This window comes from Ruegeria sp. AB11 (assembly GCF_056536325.1).
The window spans coordinates 1,410,947-1,430,080 of sequence record NZ_JBQFJO010000001.1 but is presented as its reverse complement, the minus strand read 5'-3'; the positions used below and the strand labels follow the sequence as shown (position 1 = coordinate 1,430,080).

Below are 19,134 nucleotides of genomic sequence, written 5' to 3'. Positions count from 1 at the left end.
TCCAATTGCGCTCAAACCGGCTATAAAAAGCGACGGATTTGCGTCGAAAGGTCTGCCTATGCCCGACAAGCCCCGATCCCCTGACGCCAATGGTGGTGTCGAAGCGGTAGAGCGCGCATTGCGTGTGCTGGACATCTTTGAGCCGGGCGATGCAGGCCTCTCTTTGAAGGAGGTTGCGGAACGCAGCGGGGTCAACAAGGCGACAATTCTGCGTCTGAGCGTGTCGCTTGAAAAGTTTGGTCATATTACGCGAGACGCCGAGGGTCTGTTTCACCTCGGGCCGTCTTTGTGGCGTCTTGGATCCGTGTTTCGCCAAAACCTGCGGATGGGGCCAATTGTGCGACCGGTGCTTGCGAATTTGGTGAATGCGACCGGCGAAAGTGCGTCGTTTTATGTGCAACGCGGCAATTCTGGCGTGTGCCTCTACCGGGTCAATTCGCCAAGGCTTGCGCGGGATCACGTTCAGGAGGGCGAGATCATTCCGCTGAGCATGGGCTCTTCGGGTCAGGTGCTGGATGCTTATTCCATCCGGCAGGGAAAACAGGCGGCCAGCATCCGAAAGGCCGGGTATTATCTCAGCCTTGGTGAACGCGATCCTGACGTCGCCGGACTGTCGGTTCCTGTTCTTGGGTTCGAAGATGAATTGCTGGGCGCGATCAGCTTGTCCGGCCTGCGCGTCCGCTTCAATGACACAGCCGTCGAAAAGTATCGCGCGGCGGTCCTTGATGCCGCCCGCCGGATTCGGGTGGAGTTTGGCGAAAAATAAGACCCGCATCATTGTGCCTTGTCTTTCCGACGCCCGATCATCTGCACACCGATAAGCGCCGTGATGGACACGACAATCAGACAGGTCGAGATCGCCGCGATTGTCGGATCAAGCTGATCACGCAGTGAATTGAACATGCGCCGGGTGATTGTGGCGTTTTCCCCGCCCGAGACCAGCATCGAGATCACAACCTCGTCCAGCGACGTGATAAATGCCAGAAAAGCCCCTGTCTGGATCGAGAATTTCACCTGCGGTACGGTGATTGTCCACAATGCGTATGCACGGGACGCCCCTAAGCTGCGCGCTGCAAGCTCCTGATCGAAATCATAATTCTGCAATCCCGACATCACCGTCACGATCACGAATGGCAGCGCCAGCGCAGTATGGGCGATCACGATCCCGGTCAGTGTGTAATTGAGCCCCAGCTTGGCATAAAGGCTGAACACTCCAACAGCGATCAGGATCACGGGCACGACAATCGGCATGATCACAAGGATTTGAGCCGCGCTCCTGATACGAGGCGCAGAGCAATGCAGACCATAGGCACAAAGTGAGCCCAGGGGCGTCGCGATTGCCGTGGTCAGCGCCGCCGCGATCAGCGAGGTCTTTGTTGCGCTCATCCATTCCGGCGACGTGACATAGGCCACGTACCAGCGAAACGAGAGCGATGTCGGCGGGAATTCCAGATAGGATGCCCCCGAAAACGACATCGGGATAACGATCAGCGTGGGCAGGATGAGAAAGAACAGCACAGCAATGCCGACCACTGTCAGCCACAGGCCGTCGATTTTACGTTGTCCGACTTGTTCCATTTTCAGATCCTCAGCGCATAAACAGTTTGTCGAGCCCAAAGACACGGTTCATCAGCCAGATCATCGCCAGCGCCAGCAACAGCAGGACCACGCCCAGGGCTGATGCGGCCCCCCAGTTCGAATAGACTGTGATGGTGCTTTCGATACGCTGCGCCAGCATCTGAACCCGGCCACCGCCCAGCAAAGCCGGTGTGACAAAGAACCCAAGCGACAGGATGAAAACCAGCACGATGCCGGCAAAAAGGCCCGGCAGGGACATTGGGAAAAATACCCGCCAAAAGGCCCCGCGCGGGCTGGAACCAAGGCCCACGGCGGCTCGGACCAGGTCGCCGTCAATATTGCGCATAGTGGCGTAGAGCGGCAGAACCAAAAAAGGCAGCATGATATGCACCATGCCAATGATGGAGCCGGTCAGATTGTGCGCCAGTTGCAGCGGTTCTTCGATAATGCCAAGTGACATCAGCGACGAATTGATGATCCCATTGCGCTGCAAAAGCACCAGCCACGCATAGGTCCGCACCAGAACCGAGGTCCAGAAGGGGACCAGCACAAACACCATCAGAATGGCCGCTGTTTTGTTCGGCATCTTTGTCAGCCAGTAGCACAGCGGGTAGCCGAGAAGGACGCAAATCACCGTCACGGCAATGCTGATCTGAAACGTGACGACAAAGGTTCGCCGATAGAGAGCACTACTAAAGATGCGCGCGTAATTTTCCGTGCTCAGTTCGCCTGCCGCATTGAAAAACGACAGCGAAGACAGCCAGAAAATCGGCAGGAAGACGACGATCAAGATCGTCAAAACCGCAGGCATCGAAAGCCCAAGAAACGTCAGTTTTTCGCGGCGTTCTTCGGATTTGAGCGTGCTGGCATTCTGAAGAGTCCCAGCACCTTCATACGTCTCGGCGATACTCATGCCACATGTTCCGGTACGATGATCGTATCTTCGGGATGCAGGGCAAGGCCGATTTGCTCTCCCTTCGACGGCAACCCGGTTTGGCCCGCGCGATTGGCAGGCACACGCACATTGATCTGACCAGCGCTGTCGTGCTGAACGATCACTAGAACGCTGTCGCCCTGATAAATGATGTCATGCACTTGGCCGGACAGGTCATTGGCGGCGTCTGGCACCGCGCCTGCTGTGACTTCCAGCAACTCGGGCCGGATGATCAGACGATGGCCTCCGCTGCCCAGCGCAATAGGCGTATTGGATTTCAGAACGCGCTCGCCAAGCTGCGCCGTGTCATTCGCTACACTAACCGGCAGGGAAATGGATTCCCCGATAAAATCCGCCACAAAGAAACTATGCGGCTGGCGATAGAGCCGCTCAGGCGTCGCGATCTGTTCGATCCGCCCATGATTGACCACTGCAATCCGGTCCGACATCGTCAGGGCTTCGCGCTGGTCATGGGTCACGTAAACGACAGTTGCATCCAGCTTTTCATGCAGCGCCTTCAATTCGATTTGCATATGTTCGCGCAACTTCTTGTCGAGCGCTGACAACGGCTCATCCATCAGAATGATCTGCGGCTCAAAAACCATGGCGCGGGCAAGGGCCACGCGCTGTCTTTGTCCCCCGGATAATTGCGTGATGCGCCGGTCGCCATAACCGCCCAGCTGCACGGTCTCCAGCGCGCGCTCGGCGCGGGCCTTCTGATCGCTTTTGGACACCCCGCGAATTTTCAACGGATAAGCCACGTTTTCTGCGACCGTCATGAACGGAAACAACGCATAGCTTTGGAACACCATGCCAAGGCCGCGCTTGTGGGGCGGCGTTGCAATCATTTCCTGTTCGCCAAACCGGATCGACCCGCCATCAGGACGCACAAATCCGGCCAGCGCCATCAAAAGCGTCGTCTTGCCGGAGCCTGATGGCCCCAGCAATGTCAGGAACTCGCCCGCGGCGATGTTCAAAGACACGTCATTCAGCGCTTTGACCGATCCGTAGGCCTTGCACAGGTTGGATATATCGATGGGAAGGGAGTGGGCTGCAGGTGACATGGGGGCTCCTAACCTGACAAAAATGGGCGCAGCACAAGATGTGCCGCGCCCAGATATTTTTTACTGTTGGATCAGCGTGTCAAACTCTTCGGTCAACTCGCCCAGCTGGCCGATGTAAAAGTTCGGATCGACCAGAAGCTGCTTGCCATAGTTGTCGGGATGTGTGTTGACCTTCACCGCCATCTCATCCGAGATTATCCCGGTGCCGAAGGCACCCGAATTCACCGGACCCAACGGCATGGTCACCGCCAGCCGCGCCTGTGCTTCGGCGCTCAGCAATTCGTTGATAAGGCGCATCGCGTTGTCTTTATTCGGAGCCCCCTTGGGAACCAACAAGCAGTCCACGTCCATCGTGCCGCCATCAAAGGCATAGGCCACATCAATGCCCGACGCGATCACGCTTTCTACGCGGTTATGGCCCATATGGATCACGTCCACTTCGCCGTCACGCAGCAACTGCGCCGATTGCGACCCGCCGCGATACCAAACGGTAACTTCGGGGGCAATCTCACCCAGCTTGTCCCATGCGCGCGCCTTGCCCTCATTCGTGGCCAACGTGTCATAGATCTCGGCCATCGGCACACCATCCGCCATGAGCGCGGCTTCGAGGTTATAGTTCACCTTGCCGTGCATACCGCGCTTGCCGGGGAAGCTTTCCAGATCCCAGAACTCTGCCCAATTGGACGGGCCATTGTCGCCAAATGCATCCTTGCGATAGGCAATCACCTTGGTGAAGTTGATGAAGCCGATGTAATTGTCATGGATCAGCTCTTTCGGAATGCCTGTGGTGTCAACAATCGAATAGTCGATCGGCTCAAGGCTGCCTTCCCGGCTCAGGGTTTCACACGAAGGCAAATCCTGTTCTGTAACGTCCCATGCAACGGCACCCGCCGTGATCTGCGCGCGCACGTCCTGAATGCCGTTTGTCGTATCTTCCTTGACAGTGATATTCAGCGCACCGGCGGCAGGTTCCAGCATGGCTGAGCGCAAGGCATCCTGAAACGAGCCTCCCCAGGACGCAAACACGACCTCTCCCTCGGCAAAGGCAGGCGAAGCAATGGCCAGGCCACCTGCCACTAGCGCCGTGGTGAGCTTCAGTTTTTGGTTATCTTTCATCATGTCAGGCTCCTCCCGAACTGTTGGTTGGTTTGTGGCTTCGCGACATGCGCGGCTCCACATAATCATTCGCAATCGTTTCATCTAGCAAAACGTCATTTCATTTTTACTAGAGCTGATGTTGGAATTGGTCAAGGATTCTTTTGCCCCGTAGGATTCACACTCCCGTTTCCTGAGCATCAGAGCCTGGAAAATCTCGCAATTCGCGCATTGGTGCAGCATTCATCTGGGTTCGATCTTGCACATATGGCGTCTGAAGCGATCTTCGTCTGACCCGAAGTTAACTGCCACCGATTGAAGCATTTGGGGGAACGTGCGGACCGCAAACTCTCACTCGCTTTGCGTTGATCCGCGAATTTGAGTGGCAGCTTCTTGACAGTATGCGCCAATTGATCCTGACGACAGAATTAGTCAATTTGGGCTCTGCGCAGACATTAGCTGCAATTAGCTCAAATGGCAGCTTTGCGCTTCATCGTAGACGTTTGAGGTCGAAGATTTGATACCCACGCACAGCTCGGTCGAAAGCGCCCTCGCGCAGCGTCAGAACCGCATGCGATCTTCCCTTCTTGGTCGTTCGGGTCGATAGTTGCCTTGGCGGCGGTCGGAGTAAGGATCTGTATCGAGATATGTTCCTTGGCTTCGACGCATATATTCAGCGAACTGGGTAAGGGCATCCACCTAGTCATCTTTTAGAGCATTCACATTCCGAAGCGAGAGCGGGAACGGGATGTTCAGCATCACCGCAAGGCGGATGATCTCGGGACTGGTTTTGAAGTACTTAAAAGAGGCAGGCCTGATCATGGGCAAAAGCTACGCAACCGCCCTGCCCCGCTCAAGCAAAGTTCTTCTGACAAGACCCAGATGGCAGAACAACTATACTTGCTTCAGACCAACCAAATCGGAATAAGAACGCTCACCGCGAGTGATTTGACGTTTGAGGGTGTTCGTTGCTGCTTTTACTTTACCCTCGCCCAATAGCGATGTGATCGCTTGATGTTCCTTGTAAGATTTCTTCGTTCGATTGGAACGCTTGGACAGATGTGTCCGCATAGTTTGGACGATATCACTGACTTTTTGATATCCATCCCGCAGGTAACTGTTTCCGCAGGACCTGAAAAACGCGTCGTGAAACTCGGCGTCAAGTTCCAAGTACTGCTCGAATTCATCCGCTTCCTGCGCTTCTGACATCTTAGAAACAATTGAAGCCAGCTCATTGATCAGAACCGACGGGTTCTTTTCAAGCGCCTGCTCCAAAGCCGCAGATTCTAGGATGAGCCGATACTGGCAAAGCTGCACCACGTCCTCTTGAGAAAGAGAGAATACAAAGGCTCCTCGATGAGGAAAGATCTGAACGAGCCCCTGAAGATTCAAAGCCGATAGCGCTTCGCGAATCGGAGTTTTGCTGATGCCCATGGCATTTGACAGCTTCACTTCCGGCAACGATTCACCCAATTGAAACGTGCCATTGATAATGCCTTTTCGTATGTGCTCTTCAGCAGTTTTACTCAACGAATCCGGGCGCTTAATCTGCAAAATCTCGGTCATTTTCACTTCGTCCTATTTCGTCTCTTTAATACAATAGCACATGTAAGCTTGATTTCTATATTATATCTGATATCTCAGATAATAGATCGAAAATTTACTAAATCCGTGGGAGGATACCTTGTTCAAGAAATCAACATTGGCGCTTGGCGTCGTCATGTCAGCCGGGCTTGCTTTTGCAGCATCCGCTGAAACAGTCATTAAGGTTGGGCATGGCGCAGCAGAAGCGTTTCATATGCATCGCGCGCTACTGAAATTTGAAGAACTGGTCGAAGCTGGCTCGAATGGTGAGATCGACGTACAGATATTCCCTTCGTCGCAGATGGGTCCTGATCGCGAAATGATCGAAGGTGTTCAAACCGGCGTTCTGGAAATGGCCATTCCTCCTTCCTCTTTCTTCGCGGGCTGGGATCCGGCTTTTGCAGTAATTGAACTGCCCTACATGTATTCCTCCAAGGACATCGCCTTTGATGTTCTTGATGGTGATGCTGGTGATGGCATGCTTGCACGGGTCGAAAACCAGGGATTGGTAGGTCTTGGCTGGCTTGAATTGGGTGTACGCAATGTGACCAACAATGTCCGTCCGGTTGCAACCCCCGCAGATCTTGAGGGTGTTAAGCTGCGTACTATGAAGGTTCCGGCGCATGTGGCGACTTTCGAGACGCTCGGGGCCAACCCGACGCCAATGAACTTTGGTGAGGTCTATTCTGCTCTCCAGCAAGGCGTGATCGACGGCCAGGAAAACCCCCTGGCGATCATTACATCACAGCGTTTCTACGAGGTGCAGAAATACCTTTCGACCACGGGCCATGTCTTTGCGGTCTATATGCCCGTCATCTCCAAACCGTTCTTTGACTCGCTGTCCGCAGAGCATCAGCAACTGGTGCGGGACTCGATGGCCGCCGCACGTGACTATCAGGCGGAACTGGTCGCAAGCGAAGATGCGGAACAGCTGGAACAGATCCGTGCTGCTGGTGTCGAGATTCTGGAACTGACTGCCGAGCAGCGACAGGCCTTTGCAGACAAAACCGAAAGCGTCCGTCTGCAGTATCGCGACGAGGTTGGCGCCGAAGCCTATGACGACTGGGTAGCAGCGGTTTCCGCAGCGAGCGGAAGCTGACCCTCGGACTACTCAGCCAATACGGGCACCCGTGCCATTAAGGTTCGGGTGCCCCTTTCGTTCAAGGGGAGGTGAACGGTGTCGGTTATCAAATGGATCGATATGAATGCCGAAAAGGTCTTAGCCAGTGCACTATTGGCCGCGATTGTCTTGTTGATCTTTGGCAATGTGTTCATGCGCTACATTCTGAATGCCTCTCTTTCATGGGGCGAAGAGCTAACGCTTTGGCTGTTTGTATGGTTTGTCTGGCTTGGTGTCAGCTATGCATTCCACACAGGCGATCATGTGCGTATCACGGTCCTGCGTGATGTCCTAAGCGAGCGCGCAAGGCTTTACGCGGATGTTGTGATCGCGCTTCTTGTCCTTGGATTTCTGATCGTTCTGACAATTGAATGCATCAAGCTTATCCGACAGCCTTTTGTCGCCAGCCAGACTTCGGTCGTTTTGGGACTACCGATTCCGATCCTTTATGCTTCGGCGCCGATTGGCGCGGGCCTGTCCGCGATCCGCGTCACTCAACATCTGATCCGAACCCTGCGTCTGATCGCAGGAACCAAAGCGTGAGGAACCCTGCATGCTTGCAACAACGCTTTTCTTGACGCTCTTTGCCCTGTTGCTCTTCAGCGTGCCTATTGGCATCTGTCTGGGCTTGGCCACTATGATCGTGATGGTCTTTGTAGATGGCACGCCACCCATGGTTCTTCTGGCACGGTCGGTGGTAACAGGCGCGGACTCCTTTCCTCTAATTGCCGTCCCTCTGTTCATATTGGCAGGAGACCTTATGCAGCACGGCGGAATGTCTCGCCGACTGGTTGGGTTTGCCAATGCACTGATCGGTCATATCCGGGGTGGGTTGGCTTATGTGAACGTGCTCGCCTGTGTGTTTTTTGCAGCCATATCCGGCTCGTCTCCTGCAACTGTAGCCGCCATCGGGTCGAACATGATCCCCGAGATGGAAAAGGTCGGCTATACACGCAAGTTCAGCGGCGCATTGACGGCATCCTCAGGAATGATTGGCGTTATGATACCGCCAAGTATTCCCTTCATCATCTATGGTGTTACTGCCGAGGTTTCGATCGGCAAACTGTTTCTTGCAGGTGTTGTTCCTGGCATCCTTTTTGCGCTCATGTTCATGTTGGTCGCTCGTGTTCTGCTGCGAAAGGACGAGGTTGTTCAGCAATCGACAACCACGTTCTCAGGCCCTGGCGTCTGGCAGAGTTTCCGGTCTTCCATCTGGGCGCTTCTCGTGCCCGTGATTATTCTTGGGGGTATCTATAGCGGCATCTTTACCCCAACCGAAGCCGGTGCCGTGGCCGTAGTCTATGCCGCTTTCATCGGCATCTTCGTGTATGGCGACATCACCCTCAAGGACCTGCCAGAGGTTTTGGCGGGCAGTGCAAAAACCAGCGGGACGATTCTGATATTGGTGATCATGGCGACCGCCTTTGGCAGGTTGATCACGCTCGCAAGAATCCCGACAGAACTCGCAACAACTATCACTAGTCTGTCCGACAACCCCATCATCATCCTGTTGCTGATCAATCTGCTGTTGTTGGTGATCGGAATGTTCATGGAGACGATTTCGTCGATCATCATCATGACACCGATCCTGCTGCCGGTTGCAACCGCGCTGGGTGTCGATCCGATCGTTTTTGGTGTCATCTTGACGGTCAACCTGGCGATTGGGTTCTGCACACCGCCATTGGGTGTGAACCTGTTCGTGGCCAGCAGCATTTCCAAGGTTTCCATCGAAAGCCTGAGCCGGGCGATCCTACCATTCTTTGTCGGCATGCTGATCTTGTTGATGTTCATCACCTATGTGCCCGCAATATCCTTGGCCTTGCCATCCCTTTGGTGACCGACTGAGGAGCTTCAAACGTTAGACAACGAACAGAGGACCCGGATGGATCTGGATCTTTCCCACCCGTCGATAGAAGACCTTCGAAAAACCGCACAAAAGCGCATTCCGAAGTTTGCCTTCGAATATCTCGACAGCGCGACCGGCCGGGAGCTGGGGTTGAAGGTCAACCGTGATGCACTTGATGCCATCGGTTTCATGCCGCGTGTGCTATGCGGCCGAACAAAGGCCGACCTGCAGACTACATTGATGGGTCAAAAATACGATCTGCCTTTCGGGATAGCACCGGTAGGCATGTCCGGCCTGATGTGGGCGGGAGCTGAGCGGATGCTTGCTAAAGCAGCAGTTGCTCACAACATTCCGTTTTCGTTGTCCAGTGTGGCTGTTGCTTCACCTGAAGATGTGGCGCCTCATATTGGCAAAAACGGATGGTTTCAGCACTACCCGGTGAACTCCGGCGATCTGCGCCGCGCGATGCTGCCGAGGATTAAGGCAGCGGGATTTCATACGCTGATTATCACGGTGGACGTTCCAGAAGAGAGCCGGCGCGAACGACAGCGCCGCGCCAATCTGACGGTGCCTCCAAAAGCTGACCTGCGCACGCTGACTGAAATGGCATCACGACCCGCCTGGTGCCTTGCACATCTGCGCGAGGGCATCATGCCACGTATGCGGTTCTTTGACGATTACGTCCCGACCCGCGGGCGAGAAAGCTTTACCCATGCAGGCGCTCTGATCCGTGGGATTCCAGATTGGCACTACCTGCGCGAACTGCGGCGGGAATGGGAGGGTCACCTGATCGTCAAGGGTGTCCTGCGGCCGGAGGACGCGCAAAAAATGGTGGCCGAAGGCGTGGATTGCATCTGGGTCTCAAACCACTCCGGGCGTCAATTCGAAGCCGGGCCCGCCGTGATTGACCAACTCCCGAACATCCGCGAGGCGGTCGGAATAGATGTGCCACTGATCTACGACTCTGGTGTTGCCTGGGGATTGGACATCATGCGTGCCCTGGCGAAAGGTGCAGATTTCGTCATGGTCGGGCGTGCCTTTCAATATGCTGTTGCAGCGTTCGGAGCACGAGGGATCGACCATCTCGTTCACGTCCTGAAAGCTGACATTGAGGCCAACATGAGCCAGCTTGGCAGCGAAAACCTCGGCAGTCTGGCAGAGCACCTTCTGAGAACTGGCTGATCGGCGCTTGCGGCGCGTGGCGTATCACGCAGACGCGTTGTCATCCTCGTCAATCAGCCCCTTGACGATCAGATCCGCGGTTGAGCGCGAACATGCCATTGGCAGATTATATACCGTTGCGAGACGGGTCAGAGCCTTAACGTCGACGTCATGTGGCATGGGTGAGAGAGGGTCGACAAAGAAAATCAATACATCCAGTTTCTCTTCGCAGATCATGGCGCCGATCTGTTGGTCGCCTCCGAGCGGTCCGCTTTTCAGGCAGGTCACATCCAGTTCTGGATAGGCTTGCTTAATGCGACTACCGGTAGTCCCAGTCGAAAAGATTTGTACTCTGGACAGGCGGGCCAATTGCAGACCCACCCACTCAACGATTTCGTCCTTTCGCGCATCATGCGCTACAAGCGCGAAACGCGGCGCATCACCGGATGAATTGTTCAACGTAATCTTCCCCAAGACCGACTTCCCCGAAATGTTTTCGGCACAGATCAATCTTGGTAAAGACATCTTCGTAGCCAGTGACCTTGCCCCACGGATCAACATAGCACATCACGCCATTGACCTGGAAATAGGTGACCATCTCTTCAACATCGTCGGGAACGACCAAAGTATGAGTCTCACCCGGCGGCTCAAAGACATATCCCCCCTCTTCCGCAACCCAATCATGTTCCAGATAATGCCAGCGCCCTTTCAGGACAAAACCGTGGACTGGCTGTGGATGGCGGTGCCGCGAAAGAACACCAGCTTTGCGTACTTTGAGAAGGTTCATCCAATAACCTTGCGAGCGGTTCAGGCAGAGCGGTCGGAACCAGACGTTCTCTGCCTGCTGAACCCACAGTCTGTCGTCCTCACTCATGGCATTCGGGATCACGATCTCGTCTTGCGCATCCTTGGGGAATGGCAATTGATATGGCATTCGGGCGGTGTCATCGTCATTCATAGATTTTCCTCACATAGCGAGATAGCCGCCATCGACCGGATAGATCGATCCGGTCACAAAGCTGGCATTTTCACTCAAAAGCCATTGCACAAGCGCTCCGACTTCTTCGGGTTTCCCCCAGCGTTTCATCGGCGTACGCGCCATAATCCCCGCTGTTCGTTCAGGGTCTTCCCGAAGGCCCTGAGTCATCTCTGTCTCGATCCAGCCCGGCGCGATCGCATTGACCCGGATACCGTCTTCGGCCCAGCGACCAGCCAGCGCTTTCGTCAACTGTGCCACGCCGCCCTTGGAAGCGGAATAGGCCGGCACCAAAGGTCCACCAAAAGTGCTGAGCATGGAGGCTGTATTGACGATAGCTCCACCTGTTTCCGCTAAGAAAGGATGCGCGGCAAGACAGCAGCGCATGGTGCCTGTCAGATTCACATCGAGCACCTTGGCGAAGACGTCGATGTCATATTCTTCGCCACGCAAAAGAATACCTGCGCAGTTCACCAAGGCATTGAGACCCATGAGTTCGCCGAATACATCATCGATGGACGTCTGGTCGGTGACATCCAAGAGCTGCACCTTTAACCCGTCCTGAGGCTCGAATGCATCCAATTCGGATTGGGAGGCGGATGCGGCAATGACGGACCAACCTGCGTCTGCTAATGACCGTGCAACACCAGCACCGATTCCTCGCGTCCCGCCCGTAACAAGGGCCTGTTTCATCCAAGTTCCTCCAATACACTGGTGAAGGCGCGCGCGCGCCTGCCGATATCATCGAATGTATAGCTCGGTTTGAACAGCGCGGATCCCAGCCCATATCCATCTGCACCAGCGGCATGATACGACGCCATCGTTTCCGGCGTTATGCCCCCTACCGCAGCGATGACTGCTTCTGCAGGCAATACGGCGCGCATGGCAGCAATGGCAGCTGGTGGCACCATTTCTGCCGGAAAGAATTTGAGGACCGATGCTCCGATATCCAACGCCGTAAAGGCCTCGGAGGGGGTCATGACACCTGGACACCAATACAGATCCCGCGCGACGGCCGCGCGCCCGACGTCCGGGTTCATATTGGGCGACACGATGATCCGCCCGCCTGCATCTGCGACCGCCGCGACCTGATCCGTAGTCAACACTGTGCCAGCGCCGACGATGGTCTGAGCGCCATGATTTACGGCGATCTGCCCTATCGATTCCAGCGGGTCCGGTGAGTTGAGTGGCACTTCGATTATCCGAAACCCGGCATCGAAGAGTACATCAGACACCGAGCGCGCATTTTCTGGTGCCAGCCCCCGCAAAATCGCAATCAGCGGGTTCTCGGCAAGAGCTGCGGTGAGGTCAATCATCCAACCAACCCCGCAGCGCGAGCAATCAGAAAATGCCCTTTCGCAACGATATCATCTGGCGCGCGACGGCTGTCGAAACCAGCAGTTCGAAGCGCTATTTCGTATCGGTCGGACAAGTCGCTACGTCCAACAACAGTGATCGTGCCGACGTCTTTTACTTCGCCGGTCGCGGCAGCAACCTCGGTCCCGATCAACAAGCCCGACAAATAGTCGGCCGTGGCAACCTTTGGGATTTTGCCCATGAGAGGAAGCGTCCGAACATGAAACAGGCTGTGCAGCAGGTTCGACTCGCCACTGAGACCCGCCTTGACGCCCATCACGAATGCGCCTTCGCTGAAGGCGTCCTCCTTCATCAAGGTGCCAAGGATCGTGTGTTCTTTCAGCGCCGAAAAGATCTCACCTGTCATGTAAGTCGAGAAATCCACGATCTTCCCGTCGGCAACCTGAACCCATTTGCTGTGCGTTCCCGGCATCACGAACATACCTTCGCTCAAGCCTAGCGAAGATGCCCCGATGATCTGAGTTTCCTCGCCGCGCATCACGTCCGGTCCTCCAGCATGTTCTGTCGAAGCACCTGTCACAAAATGAATACGCGCTCCGTTGGCCGCTTCATGCGGGACCAACGCTCGCGCAAGACCGCCAGCACCCAGCGGCATTTCAGCATATTGCGTTTCTACCCAGCCATTGCGGCTGGTGATCATGCCAGATGCCAGGATCGGCAGGTTAGCCTTGGCGACCCAAGGGCCGATGAGACGATCAAGGACCGCCTCAAAGGTTTGTCCCGCAACCTGCATGATACCTTCAGGCGACGAGACCCCATCGATCACGTCGCCCTCCGCACCAATTAGAAATGCACGAAACGATGAAGTGCCCCAATCTACGCCGATCAGCGCTGGCTCAGATGCGACCGAATTCATTTAGCAGATCCTCAACGGTTTTGCCTTGGGCCACCCATTTACGGGTTTCCTCCTCACGGTCAGCTTGCTCTTGAGCAAGGCGCACGGTTTCTTCGGCAATTTCCTGTGGAACCACGACGACGCCCATAAGATCAGCTACAATGAAATCTCCGGGGTTTACCACGACGCCCCCACAGGCGATTGGTACATTGATCGAAAGTTCTTCTTTACGTTCCGAGAACATCGTGTGCGTTCCGCGCGGCGTGATCGCGCGCGTCCAAATCGGCCAGTTGATGTCTTCCAACTCATCTGTGTCACGCCCGGTACCATCGACGATCATACCGCGAATGCCACGGTTCTTGGCCAGACCACCCATCAAACCGCCGCAGACCGACGTTTGACGATCTCCACCCGCGTCCACAACGATCACGTCCCCGGGTTGTCCCATTTCAAGCGCTCGCAATGGGTCGACCAGGTCGCCTTTTGAAAGCTGAACCGTCACGGCCTGGCCTGTCACCTTGGCGCGGAAGGCGGGTTTGATGGCGCTGTCCATCACGCCTGTTCGGTACTGCACATCCGCAAAAATGGCAGCGGCAGAGTACGCCTCCAACACCTTGTCGAATTTTTTGAGAAGTTCCGGGTTTCTTTCAAAATCATTGAAAACCCTGAGGTCCGTGCTGACGTCTGGCATTCTTGTCTCCTGTTATGCGGTAGATACGGCCAATGCGTCGGCATTGACGGTATAGTCGGGGTTTTGCCCTGTCAGGACCTTGGCCACCTGAGTGGCCGCGGTGACCCGCGCTGCGTGTATGGATTCCTCGGAATAGTAGGCCGCATGTGGCGTTACGAGGACGTTGGGCAGCGTGAACAACGGGTTGTCATCAGGCGTCCAGTTGGCGCGCTTGGCCGGCTCTTCTTCGGGGTCGTCGAGCCCTGCAGCGGCCAAATGGCCTTCGGTCAGCGCCCGGAACAGGGCTTTGTTGTCGACCGTTGGTCCGCGTCCGGTGTTCACGAGTATCGCACCGGGTTTCATGACCGAGAATTCGGCATCCGACAAAAAGTGATGCGTGTTCGGCGTCATCGGTGCCTGCATCAGGATATAGTCGGACCTTGCCAGCAATTCGGGCTTGCTCACCAGCTCGACCCCAATCTTTGCCGCGACTTCTCTTGGCAAATACGGGTCGTAGGCGATGACCGTAACCCCGAAAGATTGCGCCCGCGCCACGATGGCTTGCCCGATTTTACCCAGCGAGACGACACCCATCGTCCGCCCGCGCAAACGGTAGACCGGCTGCCCGCTTTGCCATTTCCAGATCCCTGCATGAGTGGCCCGATCATAGTCAGGCAACTTGCGCGCCAGGGTCAGCCAAAGGGCAATCGCATGATCGGCGACCTCCTCGGTGCAATAGTTTTGCACATTGGTGACGAGGATACCTTTTTCCGTCGCCGTGCCGACATCCACGATATCCACGCCTACGCCATAGCGCGCGATGACCTCGCAGTTTCGCATCCGCGTGATCGTTTCTTTCCCGATCCGGGCATATTGGTTCATCATCGCTGCGCAATGCGGCGCGACATCGAACAGGTCTTCCTGGCGCTTGGCCTGAAGCGCAATCACCTCGGCTCCTGCGGCTTCCAGGATTTCCGTCTCAACGGCAACATCACCAAAGTCGTAATCGGTGATCACGACCTTGGGTTTGTCCGTTCTGGGGGGAAAGGCGGCGCGATCAGTCATAAGCACCCGCCGAATAGGTCAATTCGTACGAGTGGCTGTAGAGCTCGAAAATGTTGCCAAAAGGGTCTTCCATATAGACCATGCGATAGGGCTTTTCACCTGGGTAATACTTGCGCACTTGGCTCATGCGCTGGCGCCCGCCCAGGTCTTCGATAACCTTGACGCGGCCTTCCAGATCCTCGTCCTGTACGCAGAAATGAAACAAGCCACGCCGCCAATATTCAAACGGGCGTTCTTCTTCGACGGTCTTCGGGAACTCAAACAATTCGATGCCAACACCGTCGCCCATCGACAAATGCGCGATGCGGAAGCTTCCCCAACCTTCCCCAAATACATCGTCGCACATCTGACCGATGGCGCTTTCGTCATGCAGGATTTCAGTTGGTTCCATCAGCACGTAGAGGCCGAATGCCTTGGAATAAAACTCCACGGCTTTTTCCAGGTCGGGAACTGTGATGCCGATGTGAGAGAAAGTGAGAGCGGCCATGTAGGGCTCCTCCAGTTAGCAGTTAAAGAATATTGCGAACGATGCCGCCTTCGATCCGATGCGCAGAACCATTGGAGGCTGTGCTTGCAGAGATCGTGACGATCATGCGGGCGACTTCGTCTGGTTGTACAAAGCGCTGTATGAGCGATGTGGGCTCATCTGATTTGAAGTAATTGTCGACGATCGTGTCGAGCGGCTCACCCTTTTGATCGGCGAGGCCGTCAAAATAGGCCTCGACACCTTCGGTCCAGGTTGGACCAGGCAGGATCGAGTTAACCCGGACTTTTGTCCCCTTTGTCAATTCTGCCATGCCACGTGTCAGACCTAACATGGCAGTTTTAGTGACAGAATAATGCACCATCTGAGGTAGTGGTTTCACTGCCGCTTCGCTGGCCATGTTGATGATGGATCCCTTATCCCGGCCGAGCATGTCAGGCAGGAAAATCCGGCTCATCCGAACGGCGGACAGGACATTGATGTTGAAGTAATGCATCCAGTCGTCATCCGTGAGATCCTCGAACGGTTTGACCGAAAAGATGCCAACATTATTCACAAGAACGTCCACCGCACCGCGCGCACGAGCAAACTCTGCCAGAGTTTCCGCATCAGTGGTTTTGGTTAAGTCGGCCGCAATGCCTTCGACCTTGCCCAGAGATGACAGGTCGTCGACGCAGTCGGACACTTCCGCCTCGGTCAGGCCATGCACGATGACCCGCGCGCCTTCTTCCAGATAGACCCGGGCAGTGGCTTTGCCGATGCCGGAACCTGAGCCAGTCACCAGGACCAGTTTATTCTTGAGCCCCAGATCCATCTCAGGCCTCCTTCTTAACGTTAGATGACTGCTGCGATGAAGGGCGGCCGAACATTCGACCCATCAAGCCCGAAATTTCCGCACGCCACATGTCTATGCCGACGGCCAACAGAATGATCAGGCCCAGCACGATATTCTGAACCGAAGATGGCGCAGCGTTTAGGTTCAAACCATTCTGGACGATAACGATTGTCATCGCCCCCATCAGCGTGGCGAGGATGTTGCCGCGTCCGCCTGCAAGGCTGGCTCCGCCGACAACAGCAGCGGCAATGGCCTGCAGTTCCAGCGTCTGGCCATAGTTGGGCGAACCAGAGTTGAGGCGCGCTGACATCAGGATCGCACCAACCGCAGTCATAAAACCCGCGATGACAAATGTCGTCGTCTGAACTTTACGTACGTTAATACCCGTCAGAACGGCAGCGGCTGGGTTACCACCCACGGCATAGATCTCACGGCCGAGTTTCGTGAAGTTCATAGTGAACGCGGCAAGGACGTAGAAGAACACGAGGTAGAAGAAAGGCATCGGAACGCCGAACAGCTTGCCGTAAAAGATTGGCTCCAGAGCCGGATCCAGCGAAAAGATCGGCGATCCATTGTTGAAAGTCAGCGCAAGGCCCCTGAAGGCAATCAACGCCGCCAATGTTGTGATGAAAGACGGAATACGCCCGTAGGCTGTTATCAGCCCAATGAACAGACCAAGCAATCCGCCCATGAGGAGAATGAGTGGCAACGCCAGAACCAGTGGAATGCCAACAAATTTCAACATCTGCGCAAGGATCATGGTCAGCAAAGCCACCATAGACCCGGAGCTCAGATCGATGCCCGCAGCGAAGATCACGATAGTAGACCCGATTGCGATCAAGGCCACGATGCTTACCTGAAGGGACAGGTTTGAAAGGTTACCCGGGTTCAGGAAGCGTTCCGTCGTAAGTGCCACGATCAGTGCGACGATCACCATTGCTGCAAATGGTCCGATCAACTGGGTGTCAAAGATCCGCTTCATGCGAAAGCCTCCTTAGGCTTGGATTGAGGAGTGTCGGCGGACGCGCGCACAAGGTCGTCATGAGTAAGGTCGGATGCATCGACCGTGCGCACGATCGTTCCGTGCTGCACGACGGCAATCCGATCGCTCATCGCAAGCAACTCATCATGGTCTGAACTGATCAGAATGATCGATTTTCCCGCCCGCGTGAGCCTGTTAATCAGCTTGTAAACAGCGATTTTCGCGCCGATATCGATCCCCTGCGTCGGCTCATCAAGGATCAGAATGTCCGAGGCTGAGAACAGCCAACGCGCAATAACAATCTTCTGTTGATTGCCACCAGACAAAAAGTTGACCGTCTTTTCCTCAGCCTGGGTTGAGATTTCCAGATCGCGGATCAGGTCATGGGTAGCTTGTTCTTCCACCTTAAGATTCAACACACCGAACCGGCTTAGCCCGCCAAGGGACGCTGCGGTGACGTTCCCACTTGCGCGGAAATTGAAGAACAACCCGTCAAACTTTCGATTCTCTGGGACAAGAGCCAAGCCCGCACGGATCGCATCAATTTCCCGACGAAAGCGAACCGGTTTGCCATTTAGTGTTATCTGTCCGCCTGTTAGCTCGTCTGTTCCGAACAGGGCACGAGCGATCTCCGTGCGGCCACTGCCCAATACGCCACCCAAGCCAAGAACTTCACCCTGGTGTAACGAAAACGATACATCTTTCACGCCCGAATTGGTGCCCAGAACTGCCGCTTCCAGCACAACATCCTTGGTCGCGTTCTGCTCCTTGGGATAGTGCTCACCTATGTCCTCACCGACCATTGCGCTGACAATCTCAGAGACGTTGATCTTGGTCTCGCCACTCGCTCGCACAACACAGCCGTTGCGCAAGATCGTCACTTCATCAACGATCCGTTCAACCTCATCCAGCCTGTGCGACACATAGAGAATAGCGGTTCCGCGTTCACGCATATTGCGCAGTAACTGGTGCAGGCGTTCAATTTCATCTTCACCCAATGCCGCCGTTGGCTCATCCAGGATGATCATGCGGGCGTCCATCGCGACGGCTTTCGCGATCTCGACCAGTTGTTGCTCGCCTACCGATAGCGAGCCGGTGATCGTTTCGGGAGAAACATCGACATCCATTTCCGCCAAAACGCGCGCGGCTTCGTTGTGGACCTTGGCCCAGTCGATCACGCCAAAGCGGGACCGAGGCATATTGCCAAGGAAGATGTTTTCGCCAACCGACAAGGTGGGCACGATAGAGAATTCCTGAAAAACTGTTGCGACGCCCAGTTCACGTGCCGCCTGCGGGTCGCTGATCGTGACCGGCTTGCCATTGTGCAGGATTTGGCCGCTATCGGGTTGCTGCACGCCGGACAGTGTCTTGATCATAGTCGACTTGCCACAGCCGTTTTCACCCAGCAGCCCATGAATGGAACCGGGCATAAGCCGGATACTGACCTTGTCATTCGCCAGTACCCCAGGATAGGCCTTGGTGATATCGACAAACTCCCAAAGTGGCGTTGCGGGTGTCATTGCGATTG

General features: G+C 55.3%; 21 protein-coding genes and 1 pseudogene. 5 read left to right on the top strand and 17 right to left on the bottom strand.

Annotated elements, in window-relative coordinates; genetic code table 11:
* Window positions 1-58 precede the first annotated feature (58 nt).
* Window positions 59-766 carry an IclR family transcriptional regulator gene (locus tag ACR3EJ_RS07280; RefSeq protein WP_170546554.1) on the top strand — a complete coding sequence of 236 codons (708 nt, stop codon included), beginning with the start codon at window positions 59-61 and terminating at the stop codon, window positions 764-766.
* 8 nt (window positions 767-774) lie between these two features.
* Here ACR3EJ_RS07280 and ACR3EJ_RS07275 read toward each other — a convergent pair whose 3' ends face one another.
* From ACR3EJ_RS07275 to ACR3EJ_RS07250, 6 genes and pseudogenes are all read right to left on the bottom strand, one after another.
* A complete protein-coding gene (locus ACR3EJ_RS07275; RefSeq protein ID WP_170417829.1) occupies window positions 775-1,578 on the bottom strand; it encodes an ABC transporter permease in 804 nt (267 codons plus the stop codon).
* A gap of 10 nt (window positions 1,579-1,588) precedes the next feature.
* The gene (locus ACR3EJ_RS07270; protein WP_170546556.1) at window positions 1,589-2,491 is read right to left on the bottom strand and encodes an ABC transporter permease; all 903 of its coding nucleotides are present in this window, start codon (window positions 2,489-2,491) and stop codon (window positions 1,589-1,591) included.
* Window positions 2,488-3,576, bottom strand: coding sequence for an ABC transporter ATP-binding protein (locus ACR3EJ_RS07265; RefSeq protein ID WP_170417835.1), 1,089 nt, complete (start codon window positions 3,574-3,576; stop codon window positions 2,488-2,490). The genes ACR3EJ_RS07270 and ACR3EJ_RS07265 overlap by 4 nt, the downstream gene beginning before the upstream one ends.
* A 60-nt stretch (window positions 3,577-3,636) precedes the next feature.
* A complete protein-coding gene (locus ACR3EJ_RS07260; protein ID WP_170546559.1) occupies window positions 3,637-4,695 on the bottom strand; it encodes an ABC transporter substrate-binding protein in 1,059 nt (352 codons plus the stop codon).
* A 687-nt stretch (window positions 4,696-5,382) separates the two neighbouring features.
* A pseudogene (locus ACR3EJ_RS07255) lies at window positions 5,383-5,493 on the bottom strand (IS6 family transposase); the annotation flags it as partial.
* Between the two features lie 72 nt (window positions 5,494-5,565).
* The gene (locus ACR3EJ_RS07250) at window positions 5,566-6,237 is read right to left on the bottom strand and encodes a GntR family transcriptional regulator (RefSeq protein ID WP_170546562.1); all 672 of its coding nucleotides are present in this window, start codon (window positions 6,235-6,237) and stop codon (window positions 5,566-5,568) included.
* 118 nt (window positions 6,238-6,355) lie between these two features.
* Here ACR3EJ_RS07250 and ACR3EJ_RS07245 point away from each other — a divergent pair, with 118 nt between their 5' ends.
* From ACR3EJ_RS07245 to ACR3EJ_RS07230, 4 genes are all read left to right on the top strand, one after another.
* Entirely contained in the window at window positions 6,356-7,354 is a 999-nt protein-coding gene (locus ACR3EJ_RS07245; protein ID WP_170546565.1) for a TRAP transporter substrate-binding protein, read from the top strand.
* A 78-nt stretch (window positions 7,355-7,432) separates the two neighbouring features.
* Entirely contained in the window at window positions 7,433-7,918 is a 486-nt protein-coding gene (locus ACR3EJ_RS07240; protein WP_170357713.1) for a TRAP transporter small permease, read from the top strand.
* Between the two features lie 10 nt (window positions 7,919-7,928).
* Entirely contained in the window at window positions 7,929-9,212 is a 1,284-nt protein-coding gene (locus ACR3EJ_RS07235) for a TRAP transporter large permease (RefSeq protein ID WP_010437263.1), read from the top strand.
* Window positions 9,213-9,257: 45 nt separating this feature from the next.
* The gene (locus ACR3EJ_RS07230; protein WP_170546568.1) at window positions 9,258-10,403 is read left to right on the top strand and encodes an alpha-hydroxy acid oxidase; all 1,146 of its coding nucleotides are present in this window, start codon (window positions 9,258-9,260) and stop codon (window positions 10,401-10,403) included.
* Between the two features lie 24 nt (window positions 10,404-10,427).
* Here the strand turns inward: ACR3EJ_RS07230 and ACR3EJ_RS07225 are convergent, their stop codons facing one another.
* The 11 genes from ACR3EJ_RS07225 to ACR3EJ_RS07175 are packed head-to-tail and all read right to left on the bottom strand — an operon-like array spanning window position 10,428 to window position 19,126.
* Window positions 10,428-10,841 (bottom strand): methylglyoxal synthase, encoded by a 414-nt coding sequence (locus ACR3EJ_RS07225; RefSeq protein ID WP_170546570.1) that lies wholly within the window; start codon window positions 10,839-10,841, stop codon window positions 10,428-10,430.
* Window positions 10,822-11,340: a 2,4'-dihydroxyacetophenone dioxygenase family protein gene (locus ACR3EJ_RS07220; RefSeq protein WP_170546574.1), complete on the bottom strand. Its 519-nt coding sequence runs from the start codon at window positions 11,338-11,340 to the stop codon at window positions 10,822-10,824. Before ACR3EJ_RS07220 ends, ACR3EJ_RS07225 begins: the two co-directional genes overlap by 20 nt.
* A 9-nt stretch (window positions 11,341-11,349) precedes the next feature.
* Window positions 11,350-12,051: an SDR family oxidoreductase gene (locus ACR3EJ_RS07215; protein ID WP_170546577.1), complete on the bottom strand. Its 702-nt coding sequence runs from the start codon at window positions 12,049-12,051 to the stop codon at window positions 11,350-11,352.
* Entirely contained in the window at window positions 12,048-12,674 is a 627-nt protein-coding gene (locus tag ACR3EJ_RS07210) for a 2-dehydro-3-deoxy-6-phosphogalactonate aldolase (RefSeq protein ID WP_170546580.1), read from the bottom strand. Before ACR3EJ_RS07210 ends, ACR3EJ_RS07215 begins: the two co-directional genes overlap by 4 nt.
* A complete protein-coding gene (locus ACR3EJ_RS07205) occupies window positions 12,671-13,591 on the bottom strand; it encodes a 2-dehydro-3-deoxygalactonokinase (protein ID WP_170546583.1) in 921 nt (306 codons plus the stop codon). Before ACR3EJ_RS07205 ends, ACR3EJ_RS07210 begins: the two co-directional genes overlap by 4 nt.
* Entirely contained in the window at window positions 13,572-14,261 is a 690-nt protein-coding gene (locus ACR3EJ_RS07200; RefSeq protein WP_108861947.1) for an RraA family protein, read from the bottom strand. Before ACR3EJ_RS07200 ends, ACR3EJ_RS07205 begins: the two co-directional genes overlap by 20 nt.
* A gap of 12 nt (window positions 14,262-14,273) precedes the next feature.
* The gene (locus ACR3EJ_RS07195) at window positions 14,274-15,305 is read right to left on the bottom strand and encodes a C-terminal binding protein (protein WP_010437255.1); all 1,032 of its coding nucleotides are present in this window, start codon (window positions 15,303-15,305) and stop codon (window positions 14,274-14,276) included.
* A complete protein-coding gene (locus ACR3EJ_RS07190; RefSeq protein WP_010437254.1) occupies window positions 15,298-15,792 on the bottom strand; it encodes a lactoylglutathione lyase family protein in 495 nt (164 codons plus the stop codon). The genes ACR3EJ_RS07195 and ACR3EJ_RS07190 overlap by 8 nt, the downstream gene beginning before the upstream one ends.
* A 22-nt stretch (window positions 15,793-15,814) precedes the next feature.
* Window positions 15,815-16,603 (bottom strand): SDR family NAD(P)-dependent oxidoreductase, encoded by a 789-nt coding sequence (locus tag ACR3EJ_RS07185; RefSeq protein ID WP_050606103.1) that lies wholly within the window; start codon window positions 16,601-16,603, stop codon window positions 15,815-15,817.
* Between the two features lies 1 nt (window position 16,604).
* The gene (locus tag ACR3EJ_RS07180) at window positions 16,605-17,606 is read right to left on the bottom strand and encodes an ABC transporter permease (RefSeq protein ID WP_050606102.1); all 1,002 of its coding nucleotides are present in this window, start codon (window positions 17,604-17,606) and stop codon (window positions 16,605-16,607) included.
* Window positions 17,603-19,126 carry a sugar ABC transporter ATP-binding protein gene (locus ACR3EJ_RS07175; protein ID WP_480422902.1) on the bottom strand — a complete coding sequence of 508 codons (1,524 nt, stop codon included), beginning with the start codon at window positions 19,124-19,126 and terminating at the stop codon, window positions 17,603-17,605. The genes ACR3EJ_RS07180 and ACR3EJ_RS07175 overlap by 4 nt, the downstream gene beginning before the upstream one ends.
* Between the last annotated feature and the right edge of the window lie 8 nt (window positions 19,127-19,134).